Annotated in this window: 9 protein-coding genes; 2 read left to right on the top strand and 7 right to left on the bottom strand. The window is 38.8% G+C overall.

Going from position 1 to position 14051, the window contains the following annotated elements; genetic code table 11:
• From MMU07_RS11535 to MMU07_RS11520, 4 genes are all read right to left on the bottom strand, one after another.
• Window positions 1-2465 (bottom strand): DUF6443 domain-containing protein (locus tag MMU07_RS11535; protein WP_241126031.1); only part of this gene is annotated, 2465 nt, incomplete at its 3' end.
• A gap of 4 nt (window positions 2466-2469) precedes the next feature.
• Window positions 2470-5976, bottom strand: coding sequence for a hypothetical protein (locus tag MMU07_RS11530; protein ID WP_241126030.1), 3507 nt, complete (start codon window positions 5974-5976; stop codon window positions 2470-2472).
• 382 nt (window positions 5977-6358) lie between these two features.
• Window positions 6359-7552 (bottom strand): hypothetical protein, encoded by a 1194-nt coding sequence (locus MMU07_RS11525; protein WP_241126029.1) that lies wholly within the window; start codon window positions 7550-7552, stop codon window positions 6359-6361.
• A 1036-nt stretch (window positions 7553-8588) separates the two neighbouring features.
• Window positions 8589-8897 (bottom strand): hypothetical protein, encoded by a 309-nt coding sequence (locus MMU07_RS11520; protein ID WP_241126028.1) that lies wholly within the window; start codon window positions 8895-8897, stop codon window positions 8589-8591.
• 108 nt (window positions 8898-9005) lie between these two features.
• Between MMU07_RS11520 and MMU07_RS11515 the strand changes: the two genes are divergently transcribed.
• Together MMU07_RS11515 and MMU07_RS11510 are read left to right on the top strand one after the other, a co-directional pair.
• A complete protein-coding gene (locus MMU07_RS11515; RefSeq protein ID WP_241126027.1) occupies window positions 9006-10739 on the top strand; it encodes a M14 family metallopeptidase in 1734 nt (577 codons plus the stop codon).
• Between the two features lie 76 nt (window positions 10740-10815).
• Entirely contained in the window at window positions 10816-11133 is a 318-nt protein-coding gene (locus tag MMU07_RS11510) for a DUF6787 family protein (protein WP_241126026.1), read from the top strand.
• Window positions 11134-11332: 199 nt separating this feature from the next.
• Here the strand turns inward: MMU07_RS11510 and MMU07_RS11505 are convergent, their stop codons facing one another.
• The 3 genes from MMU07_RS11505 to MMU07_RS11495 form a co-directional block, all read right to left on the bottom strand.
• Complete coding sequence (locus tag MMU07_RS11505) at window positions 11333-12190, bottom strand: sugar phosphate isomerase/epimerase family protein (protein WP_241126025.1); 858 nt, start codon at window positions 12188-12190, stop codon at window positions 11333-11335.
• A gap of 158 nt (window positions 12191-12348) precedes the next feature.
• A complete protein-coding gene (locus MMU07_RS11500) occupies window positions 12349-13161 on the bottom strand; it encodes a sugar phosphate isomerase/epimerase family protein (protein WP_241126024.1) in 813 nt (270 codons plus the stop codon).
• 16 nt (window positions 13162-13177) lie between these two features.
• The gene (locus MMU07_RS11495) at window positions 13178-14035 is read right to left on the bottom strand and encodes a phytanoyl-CoA dioxygenase family protein (RefSeq protein ID WP_241126023.1); all 858 of its coding nucleotides are present in this window, start codon (window positions 14033-14035) and stop codon (window positions 13178-13180) included.
• Window positions 14036-14051 lie beyond the last annotated feature (16 nt).

Raw genomic sequence — 14051 nt, 5'->3', positions numbered from 1 at the left:
TTGCCAAGGTGGTCTTTTAGGAAATACTCATACTTCGGAACCCCGCTTTCCAACACCACTCTTCCCTCAGGATGGATGATATGCTCAAGTTGGCCATTTGCAAACACAAAGTTTCCGACATAGTCCCTCGTGGCAATTACAGTACCTGTTTTGGTTTCTGATTTGCGTTTTACACCTGCTGCATCATAGGTAAACCTGACATAGTCACCGTTTTCTTTCAATACTTGATCAGGAAGGTTGAGATGGTTGTAAGTGACGGTAACCTTCTTGTTCTTATCCGAAATCATGTTTCCTACAGGATCATAGGTGTATTCGGTAGTAAGGTTGGCTCCGTCGGCAAAGCCCATTACATTGGCAGCGGCATCAGTCACTCTAGTGAGCTGATTTCCCTGATAGGTATAGGTGAGGTTATCGATAAGCGTATTACTGTTTCTTCGTTGCAAGGCCAGGATATTACCGTTTTTATCATAGGATATTCCTTTCTCATTAAAATGATTGTTACGGGCAGTGGATAAATAATCAGCATCCTTCAATCTATTGAGTTTGTCATAGGTAAATCTATACTCCTGGACATTTTGATTGACGCCTACACCACCTGTGTTTTTCCATAGAATCTGACCGATATTACCGTTGAACTGTTGGAATCCTGAAGTGGCATTCTGGTATTTTAAGTCCATACCAAAAACATCGTGGGTATCATTAAAGGTGGTAGCACCCCCATTGATCGAAGATAGCCAACCTCGGATATTATATTTGTAATCCATCTTCTGAGTACCGTTACCTAGGGAGTTGACTGACATTCTCCCATATTTATCATATGTGACCGCACTAATGTATTTTACCTCATTGGAATTTAATTTATGGCTGGCAGATACCATCTGTCCCAAATGGTTGTACTGAAACTCTTCCACTATCGTGTTGACCACACCATTGGAAAGATTGATATGGGTTTGTTTTTTTACTTCTCCCCTTACTTTATTAAAATATTCAAGGGTTATTTGGTCATTTCCGTTAAGATGGTTTTCAGAATGGGACTTCAATACCCGATACCGGTCATCGTACCAGGTAACAGCCGTCAGAAAATTGCTTGTTCCCAGTATTTTTGTTTTAGTTCCCGTCAATTGACCTTTTGCTTTGGTCACCTGGGCACCTACAGGGGCAGCCAAAGCAGTAAAGCCATAATTGTCATAGTAATTGACAGAAAACAGGTCTTGCGAGGAAATAATTGCCCCAGATTGATGTTGCTTTGGAAAAGAATTGTTAGTATATTTTTCAACAGGCCCTGAAGAATTATAGGAGTCAAATCTGGGATTGGATAAGATGGCATAAAAGGAATTTACAAGAGTCTGAACTGTTTCCCTTGTTCCGGTATGTAAATAGGTTCCGGTTAATATTGGTCTATTGAGAAAATCGTATTTTGTAAATGTCCATTTTAAGCCTGTTTGGTTTCCATCCCTGATCAAAACCACTCTGTCAAAGGGATCATATACCATTTCTACCCAGGTGGTACCCGGTACTCTCTTGGCTATCATCCGATTTCGGGAATCATATTTGTATTCAAATGCCTGCTGTCCTAAATCTAAAGCTGTGGGCACATTGGTAGTGTTTAATGATAAATTATGAGAAAGAGCCGGTTGAAATACAAACCTCAGGTTCCCAAGTGCATCATAGACATAATAAGTCTGATTCCAGTTGATATGGCTGTTAAGGGCTTGGATGTTTCCTGCTTCATATATCTTTTTTAGAATCAATCTACCGGATTTGTCGGTATATTCTCTGGAAATATTTCCATTTTCATCTGTTGTTGATTTGACTGACAGTTGTCCCGAGGTATAATATCCCCCAGTTAAAATATAACCTGCCACAGCTGCCATCCTCACAGGATTGCCACTGCCATTTATTGTCCAAGCTATAACTTGTTCCTGCCCTGTGCCAGTTCCATTTATATTGGTTAAGTACTCCTGTTTCACAGGCTTAACGTTTGTTACCTGCCAATCTTTTCCGGGTCCAAATTCTTGTACTACTAAATTTCTGGGTGAAGCCTCATAAGTTAATTTTGTAAAAGCTGAAGCACTTTCATTTAAGCCTAACAGTTCGGCATCATTATAAAATGCCGCTTGATTGCTAATGGCTGTAGAAATTGAAACAAATGCCCCATTAGTGGAATTTTGGGTATAGGGTAGATATTTTGTCGCTTCTCTACCAAAGGCATCATAAACTACCGGCACTACAAGATCTTTTCCATGCGAAGAACCCTGTTTTGCGACTGTTTCAATTGGCCTTCCTAATCCATCGACATATTGGATTGTGGTAAGGACATTTTCTTTATTTTGAAGCCAGGGGTTTACGCTTGTGGTTTCTACCCGGAATTTATGGGTAGCTACATAGTTTTGAGTGTTTGTTTGGGATATTCCAACCAAGGAAGAGGCAAATACCAGAGTAAAGATCAATATCAGGTTCTTCATTTGTTTAATTTTTAATGTTGTAGTTATATTGATCTATTAAAAAATTGTTATGGTCTTTGGACTGGTAAAGCCTTCCGTAAACATCATATACAAAGTCAACCTTAAACCCATTTTGATCTATAACTTTAGACACTCCATAGGGTGAATTGTATACATAATGGTTGATCATTGAGGTAGGAAGACTTGTTCTTAGGTTTGTAATCTGGGTTTCAGTAAAGTTTCTCCCAGAGTCACTAAAAGTAAGTGACCCTCCCAAGGAGGATAAAACCTGGGAATATGTTGCTCCTTCTACTTTCAAAATCATTTTTTTACCTCCATGCCCCCAAATCAAGGTAATAGGAACTCCATTTATGGAAACGATTTCCCGTATGTTGCCATGTGGATCATAAGAATTGATTTTTACAATTTCTGAAAACGCTGCTGATCCAAATTTCTCTTCAATTTTATTTGGTAGGACCTGATTGCTATTGAATGTTTGGAAACTTATTTTTTTCTCAGCTTGTAATACTCCTGCTACTTCTTTTTGAGAGCCCGTAATTTGCTTAACCCTATTTTGATTGAATAGAGCAACATTATTCGTTGCATCAGGGAAGATAAATTTATCTTTTACTAAATTTCCGTAACTGTTTAGATAGGAAATCTCCTTTATTTGAAAATTGGAAATTTGGTCATATTGGTAGGATTTGATTATCTTAATTTGGTTGGAACCAGAATATTCAGTTGTGGAACTAGAATCCAACTTTAAAAATTTCTTGCCATACCCGGTCATATCATACTGGTAAGTCATAGGCATGGACCCATTTCTAATACAGAAAACAAACCATTGAACATTACTAAATAGGCTGCATCCTTGAGGTTGTCCAAAAGCAATTTGCATTGGAGAGTAGCCCCATCCAACTTCAAGGGTAGTCGGATTCTGAAGTAAAATCTGATTGATATAGAAATTACCTTGTTGTAAAAAATAGATGCCTTTAATTTCACTATGAGTCGAAGCTAGGTCAGCCACGGAATATGAGTTTTTGGTTTCCTGCACCAATTGAAATGACTGGGTAGGTCCATTAAATCTGTATATCTTTTCTCTTTCAAGATTTCCTGACAATAAATCTTTCGATACCAATGGTCTAGTATTATACTCTATCGAATTGTAAAATTCAGAAACCTTCAATTGAAACTCGACCAAACTGTTAAATTCTAGCTCAGAAACAGTTGAGTATGAATAATTCTCTCCTTTACCCTTAATTATGGATGCATCAAACCTTTCCAATATCTGGCAATTCAAAATCCCATATGCACTTACAAAATGTTCAACTGTCCCCGTTTTTTCAAATAATACAGGCGCTTGATTTTTCCCATCAGAAATATAATTCCCTGATTCAATCATGGAAACCAAGTTGGATAGAGGAATTGCTGTTGCATCATTGTAATAGAAATACCTGGTTTTTGCGACCTCGGTTTCACTTGATTTATCGACGATTTTATACACCCGTAGCCCACCATCTGCTTTGAATGTCAGGCTACCTGTTTGAAGTGTTGCCAAAGACAAATTAATACTGGCATTGGAATTTAGGTTATTTGCTAATGCAACTCTATATATTTTTCCCGCAGTGAGTGTTAGGTAGGTTTCCTGATTTATTGCTGAGGAATATTGTTTGTATAAAACATCAGAATCGGAAGCCCATACAAGTTCGCATAATGATTTAACACCTTGGTAAAGGGCTACAAGCTGTACCTGAGATGGCCATGAAGTGGTGGCTCCTACATTTAATTTATATGTACCGGTTGTAGGAGCTGTAAATTGAAAATATTGAACAAACAATGAATTTCCGACAATATCATCACAATATGCTTCTTGGACAGGATTACTCCAGTTGAAATAAGCCACATTTTGCCAAGTGGCAGTACTTGGTCCAGGAGAATTATTTGGTTGATAAAAAAATTCAGTAGTTCCTTTTGTAGGGTATTTAATAGTTTTTAATATCCCCGCCTGGGTGAATGAAGTGTTTACCTCTCTATTTCCGCCATTTCCAAATTGGGAATTATAAGGGACAAGTGTTGTATTTCCATTTGCACCGTTATAATAACCATAATAATCTCTTCCAAATGAGTCCCTACATGGCAAAGCTGTTTGATCATATGTAAACTCATGTTTAAAGGGATTTGGATTTGTAAGACTGTTTCCTGAAATAACTACTGAGTTCAGCTTAAGTCTTTTACCAAGATAACCTGTTCCTGTTCCACAATTGGAGGTCGAAAAATAATCTGTTTCAAACTTTATAAAATTTTTGGCATTTCCATATTCGTCATTAACTCGTATATAATCAATGGCTTGATGGCCGGGTAAATCCAATCTACTTTTCCTGACAATTACTAGTCTTTGGGTTGTTTCATCTCCAAATTTAATATTATTTAAAACAGGAGAAGTTATATTGTATTTCGCATTATAATTTATTGTCAATTGTGGACTTGGACAATCCAATCCTGACACATTTTCTCTTGCATAGAATGATGTTATTGGCTGATCGTTCCAATAAGAATTTAAAGAATAAGAAAATATAATGTTCTCTTTAATTGTTCCTGATTTTAAGGTATTCAATTTCCAACTTGAGACATAACGCCTTGAATTTTCGGTAGCATTGTTATCATAATTGGTTGTAATTTCTTTTGTGGATGAACTTCCTCCAAATAAATATTCATTACCGTTTCCATCAATAATTACCCAAGAGTCAATCAACTTGACGCCAAAAGAATTTGAGGTAAACCCAAATCCTACTTTCATTTCAGGGTGTTCCCTACAAAATGCTGTTGAAGTAGTGTAATCAATTACTAAAGTTCCTGAGAGGCCATTTACTGATAATGAGTAGGTGTCAGGCTGGGTATCAATTTTCCCTGCGTTAACTTCCTCCATAAACTTAGCATAAATAAAAGCCCATTGGTTAGTCCAAGATTGTCCAGTTCTGAATGGGTAAAACCCACCAGCAGCTACATCATTTGAAACGAAATACCTAAATTGATCATTTACACTCATGCCCGTAAATGATGGATAAATCGATGTTGAATAAAATGGGTAATATGCGGGCATTGAAGTAATATAATCATCAGGAAGCCCATTAACTTGCCTGACTATCATACCTCCAAGATTTAGATTCCAACCCAATCCCACTTCTGTGGCATTTTGATCGACTTTAATTCCTGAGGCATCATATGTTATGGAAAACGGGATGTTTAATTCACTTCCTTGAATTTGATCCAATGGTATACTAATATTTGGCCTTCCATTGAATAAGGAAATTGGCGTATTCCCATATTTAGAAAATGCAAATGCTTCAGGAGATTTGGGAATTGATACCAATTGGTCGAAAGAGGGAATCGGAACCGGATCCAATGAAGAATTTAAAGGAGTTAAAATTTTTGGAAGTTTTCCTTCTGGAATCGTATCAGTATTTAGTTCTTGTGCTGAAATTTCAACACTAAACAAAAAAATAATTATCGAAAATTTTAATAATTTTACCATATATAATTGGTTTTTGTGACCATATTTCAAAATAAAAGATTATGTTTGCTAATATTATTTTAGAATAATTCCTTTTTCCTTTGATGTTTCAATTGTTCTTAAGTTTGTAGATGGACTTAGCCTTCCCTTTAATTTATTGGAATAAAAGTCTTTCATTGCTATTAATTGAATTCCAACAATTCAAAGTGTAACCTCCCTGTTAATTTTTAATATCTAGAATTTATCAGAGTTGGTATTTGCAAAGATTTCGATCTTATAGATAAATCCAGACCCCAGAACTACATCCTGAAATAGTATTCAATTGTGAAAATCCCATAGCAGGAGTGAATAAACGTGTAATAAATAGTGGTATTCTAGTTTTTATTATAGTAGTAGAATTTTTTCATTTTAATTCAATCCCAATCTTCAGCCCAAACATATGGCTGTGCAGCCTAGCGGTTTTGTTTTTGTTATATAATGGATCTACATACCCAAGAAATACTGTTTTGAGAGTTTTCGAGAGCGTTACTTGCCGACCACCAGATAGAATGGGATACAAAGTCCATCCTTCAAACTCTTCAGTACCGGTGATTGCCTTAAAGCTGTTATGTGAGTTAGTCCCCTCAATTCCGGCCTGAAAAACCCAATTTCCTGAATTTATCCTTACACCTCCCTGATACCCATAGCCTTCCCGGCTATTATCCTCATCTGCTTTCCAAGGCTTTTTGAATATCAGGCCTGCGTATGGCATAACATATTGGCTGATCCTCCATCCAATATGTCCCTGCAAATGAAGTCCCTGTGATATACTTTGGATTGCATCATAATAGACCCCATAATTCATCCTGGAAAAAAACGGTTTGCCCTTGAAGCGATTGGGCTCTCCAAATATTTTAAACCCTTTACCATCCTCCTTAACCTTGTTTAAAGTAACTACTCCCCCATTTGGAATCTTTCCTTCCAATTCGTTTGTCAGTTTTTCTTTTCCTGATTCAATTATTTTCCATTGGACTTCTTCTTTGTTTAGGTCTTTTACCCCTGCTGCACCGGATTTGAATGTTGACAAATATTCTTCGATCCCTAGATTATAAAAACTTTGTACACTTTTTACCTTTTCTTTGATATCCACAGAAGACAGATATTCCTCCAAAGGATCTGAGGACAATTTGACCAAGTGTTCATCTACCAAAGCCTTCATATTTTCTTCATTTTGATTTATAAAACTTTCAATCTGCTCCATACTGACATTTCCGCTGAGGGATTTCGTGGAAGTCTCAAGATTAGATTGCACGTAGGATATAGAATTTTTTAAGCCTTCATCATCTACCATAGATGACACTTCAGTAAGCATTTCTGATTGGGCACTTGATTTCTCCAATACCTTGGATTTCAATATCTGTACAAGGGAATCATATTGGATGGAATCAGCTTTGAATTCTTTGATTCGCTCTTTCTCCTTCTTCAATTCCTCCAAATCCTCTTTATAAGACTGGATTTTGGAAAAAACTTCCTTTACTTCTTTCCCAGAAGACATGGCCCCTTCAGTTTGCTCCAAGGAAGGAATTATACCGACATTGGCCTTTGCTAAAGAGGGCATTTGTTTGATTTGGGAATACAGATTATGAACCTGGAAAAAAAATGAAACAAAAAACAATAAAAACAACCCGTTCAAGGTTAATATTCTTCCTGGCCTTATGACAAAAAATACCCTCATATATTGGGGGGAAGTTTGAGATATAAAACCAAAAAAAAACATTTTCATAAAAAAGGAGTTTAAATAAATTAAAATCATATTGATATCGAAAATTCTATTTTTTCAAAATATCATTTTACAATATCAGGTATATGACAAATATTTGTAAAAATTCGGAACTAAAAAATACCCAGTATTGGGTATTTTTAGTACAAAATGAGATGCTTATATTGATAGGTTTTTCCTATAAAATTCCCCCTCATCATACCCTAAATTTGAAACAACGTTTTTTGCAGTTCAAATCGGAAATCAAACACTTTATTTATTCTTTAAAAAAACGGTTCAATAAACCCGAAAATGTTCCAAATTTAATTTCGCAAACCCCTTGAAAATAAATTGATAATTCTTTAAAATATTTTCAGAAAAAAAATTCTTTAGTCAATTTAGAGATTGCACGATCACCTTTTTAACTTTTACAAAAAAAATGAAAGCCCACTGAGTCTGAAATTCTACATCGAATATGCTTAAAAATATTGCCTCTAATGTTGAATAATGTATGGCATCTATAGGCTTTCTAAACAACATGATAGGGAATGTTACCAACTTTAGTCTGAAGCATTTTCACCTCCCCCCCTGGGCGTAGTCAAACGCTTGATGCTACGACTGGGTGGGATTTGTAATCCCACCCTTTTATCATATTCAATTTGCAATTGAATACAAATGAAAAACCTCAAATCGAAAGGTAATTGTAGTTTATTGAATTACAAATTCAAAATCATAAGAAGGCGTAATTTCAAATTACGCCTAGCGCCATCGCCTTTCTACGCCCAGAAGAGGGGAATTAACCAACCAAACGAAAGGTAATTCTTGGTAAAGTGAATTGCAAATTCAATGTAATAGAAAAGCGTAGTTACAAACTACGCTTAGCGGATACGCCATTCTACGCCCAGAAGGGGTTGAGATGGTTGTAAGTGACGGTAACCTTCTTGTTCTTATCCGATATCATGTTTCCTACAGGATCATAGGTGTATTCGGTAGTAAGGTTGGCTCCGTCGGCAAAGCCCATTACATTGGCAGCGGCATCAGTCACTCTAGTGAGCTGATTTCCCTGATAGGTATAGGTGAGGTTATCGATAAGCGTATTACTGTTTCTTCGTTGCAAGGCCAGGATATTACCGTTTTTATCATAGGATATTCCTTTCTCATTGAAATGATTGTTACTGGCAGTGGAGTTTTTTTTATTTTTCAATTCCTATCCATTTCAAAATCTGATTTTCATCAAGAGCAATTACCTTAAGTGGGTAATCAAATTACAATCTCTTTTAGCATTATTTAGCCAATTTCCCCAAATTCGGGCATGAAAAAATCGCTCTTCCTGTTTTTGGCATTTTGCCTTGGTTTTTCGGCATTTGCCCAAAAGAAATACTTGACCCAATTCGAATCCAGCGGCGGAAAGGAAACACCGATTTACCATGAGGTAATTGCATATTTTCAGATTCTGGCTGATGATTTTAAAGAGGTAAGAATTGTGGAGATGGGCATGACAGATGCCGGACTTCCACTTCATGTGGTCCTATTTGACCGAAAAGGAGCCTTCGATTCCAAAGAATGGCATGATACTAACCGACTCGTGCTCTTCATCAACAATGCCATCCACCCCGGGGAACCCGATGGCATAGACGCCTCGATGATGTTTTTGAGGGATGTTTTGCTCCGTAAAATCGAGGTTCCAGAAAACCTCGCCATAGCCATCATCCCGGTATACAATATCGGCGGCCACCTGAACAGAGGTTCCTTTAGCCGCGTCAACCAAAACGGACCGGAAGAATTCGGTTTCCGTGGAAATGCAAGAAACTTTGACCTCAACAGGGATTTTATAAAAGCAGATACAAAAAACGCCAAGTCATTCCAGCAGATTTTCAATTGGCTGAGGCCGCAGGTATTTATCGATACGCACGTCAGCAACGGTGCCGATTACCAGCATGTGATGACTTTGATCTCCACCCAACATAACAGACTTGGCGGCAAATTGGGTAGCTATCTGGATCAGGAAATGAATCCAATGCTGTATGAAAAGATGAAAGTCAGGGAGTTCCCGATGGTGCCTTATGTCAATGCTTATGGTTCAAAACCCGAAGACGGTTGGAACCAATTCAAGGACAGCGGCAGGTATAGCAGCGGCTATGCGGCGCTTTTCAGTACGCTAAGTTTCATGCCGGAGACCCACATGCTGAAGCCCTATGACCAAAGGGTGAAATCCACCTATGCGCTGTTTGAAACCTTTATTGAAGTCTTCCAAAAAGACGGTGATAAAATCGTTGAAATGGCCAAGGCAGACCGTTTGGCAAGAAAAACCCAAAAAGAATTTGCCTTAAACCACGTGGTGGACAAAAATCAACATTCACTTATCGAGTTTAACGGCTATGAATCAGGTCAAAAACCTTCGGAAATCTCAGGGCTTCCCAGGCTATATTATGACCGGAGGAAGCCCTTTTCCAAAGAAGTAAAATTCTTTGATACCTATTCTGATGGCTTGGTCATCGAAAAACCCAAAGCCTATATCATTCCCCAAGCTTGGTATCCGGTGATTGAAAACCTCCAAAGAAACGGAATCAGAACCGAACAACTGAAAGCCGATACAACGATACAAGTCTCCGTTTACCATATCAAGGATTTTCAGACCGGACAGCGTCCTTTTGAAGGACATTACCTGCATACCGGGATACAGGTCGAAAAATCACTGTCTGCATTGACTTTCAGAAAAGGGGATTACATGATTGAAATGAATCAGGAAACCAACCGCTATATCATGGAAGTGTTGGAACCGCAGGGAGAGGACAGCTTTTTTGCATGGAATTTCTTTGATACCATTCTTCAGGCCAAAGAAGGTTTTTCAGCCTATGTCTTTGAGGATTTGGCAGCAGAATACCTGAAGCAAAACCCCGAACTCAGAAAACAACTGGAAGAAGAAAAAGCGAAAAACGAGGAATTGGCCAATAGTGCCGGTGCACAGTTGAGATGGGTTCATGAACGCTCTCCATGGAAAGAGAAAGAACATAACCGCTATCCGGTCTTTAGGGTCGAAAATTGAATCTACTCTCCCTTAAAATTTACCCAAAATCATTTCTGAAAATCCCTGAGATTCCCTTTACTTTAAAAAATCAAAAATGTCTCAAGAACCCAAACCGAACTTCCTGACAAGGCTTCAGACCAAATGGAATTTGAAAAGCCTTACCCAGGTAATCTTGATTTTGATTGTATTTGCCCTGACAGGCTTCACCATTTTATTTATCAAAAAACCGATTTTTGACTTATTGGGAGTCAGTATGGAAAGGGGCGGGTTTTGGAAAACCGTTCTCTACCTGCTCTTGGTATTGCCGCTTTATCAGATTATTCTCCTGATGTGGGGATTTGTATTTGGTCAGTTTTCCTTCTTTTGGGAAAAGGAAAAACAGTTTTTTAGGAGGATATTTGGGAGGAAATAGCTTCTTAAGTTAATTGGGCTGATTTCGAGAAATTGATATTAATGGATATTGGATATTCATGGATATTATCCTAAATCCACCATATTTTTTTCATAGTGGAGCATTTTCAAAATTAACCATCTAAGCCTCGGATTGGAGTACGATTGCCGTGGCTATGGACTATGGTCTGTCGACTGTGGACTATTGACCATTCAAACAGTCATTTTTTTAGATTTTTCAGGTACTCCATACTTTGCGGAACTTGAATATAGTACACAGGACTTTCATCCTCAATGTAGTAATGCTTCACTTTGGCTTTTTTGGCAGCAACCAATATCGCCGGAAGATCCAATTGCCCGGTACCAAGGGCAACATCATTTTCTACAGGTGTTCCACCCGACATGTTTCCTTCCACTCCTTTTCGCAGGTCTTTCAAATGCATCAAAGCAAACCTTTCCCCATACTTTTCGAGATAAGCCACAGGATCTGCTCCGGGGAAAAATGTCCATAAAATATCCATTTCATAACTCACATATTTTGGGTCAGTCTGCTGAATCATCAGGTCAAAAAGGGTTGCGTCTCCATGGGGTTGAAACTCAAAGCCATGGTTATGGTAGCAAAAAATCAGGTTATATTTCTCTTTCAATACTTTCCCAACTGCATTGAAATCTGCAATAGCTTTTTCTGCAGCCACCAAATCAAATGGAGCGCTGTGGGGAATCCAAGCTACCCGCACATACTTTGCTCCAAGGGTTTTGGCATTTTCTGCTACCTGATCGGTTTTTTCCATCAGATCGGCATAACTCACCCCAAAAGACGAACATAACATGTCGCGCTCATCCAACATTGCCCGTAAGTCCGCTGCCGTCTTTCCAAAGAGATTGGAAAACTCCATGTCCTTGATGCCCATGGCCTGCAAAGTGTCCAAAGTGGCTGCTACATCCTTTTTGAAACTGTCGCGGTAAGTATAAGAAACCATCCCGGGTGTGTCAGGAAACAATGCTTTTTTGGATTGGGCTTCAATATTTCCTACCAAAAGCAGGCTTATTATCAATGTGGCAAATAAGGACTTGTTCATTTTTTGGTCTTTTTTGGTTAGTGGAATTTATGTGATTAATCATGAGATAATCTTCTCCCGCAGATATCGCAGACAGCCGCAGAATTTCCTACTTATAGAGATTACTTTAGGAATTTATCTGCGAAAATCTGCGCAGTCTGCGGGATTTAAACATTAGTCTAAATATACCTTTTTTTGAAAGTTTCCATCATCCATGCATTTACTTCCCATTGATTGACGAGGGGTTTACCGGTCTGGGGATGCAGGACCATATAGGGCGGTGCCCCAAATTCCGGTGTCACCGTGAAGGTTTTTTTACCTTCTTTAGCAGCTTTTTCAATTACCTGATCCCACCACATGAAGTGCCTTTCCAAAGCGGAATTCCATTCAGGAACTCTTGGATCCGGCACCTGCGGCCCTTCTGTATATCCAACTCTCGCATGAAGGTGCGCTGTCGACCTTATGGCCGTCTGAACAGCCTCCTCTTGGTCTTCCAAAAAGGACTCCGCAGTCACACACCAATGGGAAATGTCCAAGGCGATTTTCAGGTCAGGAAGGCGGTCAAGGTAACCTTTGGTAACATGGGCAGCAAAACTCCATTTGCCACGATGGGTTTCATGAAGGACAGGGATTCCTGTTTCATGCGAAATTTGGGATGCCAATTCAAATAAGGCTTTATTTTGATCAAAGGAATAGTAGTCCTTGCCTGTTTGGGAATTGATAAAAAGTGGATTGGTCGCAGCCAGATTTCTCAGCCTTCTTTCAAAATTTTTGCTATGCACCAAAAAATCAGCATCGACAGTTTCCCAATGTTGAGCTATTAATTTTAATCCATAAGAATTAATCAGATTTGCCCTTTGATCTCTTTCCTTTTCATCCAAATGAAAACTCATTTCCACACCGTCATACCCTGCCTCTAAAACACGGTTTAAGAAATCTTCAAAAGGGATGGCTTCGGAGCCCCAAAGCGGGCAAAAGTATGCTATTTTCATATTGATGAAATTGGAATCAAGAGGACTTTACATCTTTTTCCCAACCTGTCTCTTTGAGCGCGGGATCATTTTCCTTTTTGAGAAAATCGGCAGAGGAAAGTGAGTCTGCCTCCCATTCCAAAATAGCTTCATCCGGAACCATGTCTACAGGAGTTTTCCAAGAAGTGGATGTTTCATTGTAGGCTAGGTTGGATTGAGAATTGTAACAGGCAATGATTGACCAACGGGGTTTGTCAGAAAGATTGGCTTCTGACCTGTGCAGCAAATTGCTGTGAAAAAACAAGGCATCTCCCGGATCGATTTCACAATACACCAATTCCATTGTTTGGAGGGCATTTTCGACCATGACCATGTCCGCACCGACCTGTTCTCCGGAAAACCCGTGATTAACCCTGCCCAATTTGTGGGAACCTTTGATCACCTGAAGGCAGCCATTTTCCTTGTTGGCTTCCGTCAATGCCACCATGACGCTGAGGAGTTGGTCCGGAAACATAAACTGGTTCTTATACCAATACCCATAGTCTTGATGCCATTCCCAAGCTCCGCCGACACGTGGTTCTTTTTGCATGAGTTTGGAATGAAAGTGACAGACAGGTGCATCACTGTCCAACAATTTAGCCACTGACTTTACCATTTTTTCACTCCTTGTCAGGTATCCAAAAACATCATTTCCGGGCTTAAACCAAAGTGAAAGTCTTGTTTTCTTCCCTGAAAAGTCATTGAGGTCCAATGCGTTTTTTCTCATGGCATCGTCTTCGATGGCTGTCCTGTACATTTTTTCTGTCTCTTTTTTAGAACAGAATCCTTTGACCAGGACGTAACCGTCCCGGTGAAAATCAGCTACTTGGGCGGGAGTCAAGGTAGAGAGGCTCATGGGTTTTGAATTTGGT

Source organism: Cognataquiflexum nitidum, from assembly GCF_022538055.1.
Taxonomy (GTDB): Bacteria; Bacteroidota; Bacteroidia; order Cytophagales; family Cyclobacteriaceae; genus Cognataquiflexum; species Cognataquiflexum nitidum.
This window is presented reverse-complemented; position numbering and strand designations above follow the sequence as displayed.

Coding starts and splice junctions, on each gene's coding strand:
- MMU07_RS11530 (WP_241126030.1), bottom strand. CDS start 5,976: ATGGTAAAATTATTAAAATTTTCGATAATTATTTTTTTGTTTAGTGTT.
- MMU07_RS11525 (WP_241126029.1), bottom strand. CDS start 7,552: ATGCCCTCTTTAGCAAAGGCCAATGTCGGTATAATTCCTTCCTTGGAG.
- MMU07_RS11515 (WP_241126027.1), top strand. CDS start 9,006: ATGAAAAAATCGCTCTTCCTGTTTTTGGCATTTTGCCTTGGTTTTTCG.
- MMU07_RS11510 (WP_241126026.1), top strand. CDS start 10,816: ATGTCTCAAGAACCCAAACCGAACTTCCTGACAAGGCTTCAGACCAAA.
- MMU07_RS11505 (WP_241126025.1), bottom strand. CDS start 12,190: ATGAACAAGTCCTTATTTGCCACATTGATAATAAGCCTGCTTTTGGTA.
- MMU07_RS11500 (WP_241126024.1), bottom strand. CDS start 13,161: ATGAAAATAGCATACTTTTGCCCGCTTTGGGGCTCCGAAGCCATCCCT.
- MMU07_RS11495 (WP_241126023.1), bottom strand. CDS start 14,035: ATGAGCCTCTCTACCTTGACTCCCGCCCAAGTAGCTGATTTTCACCGG.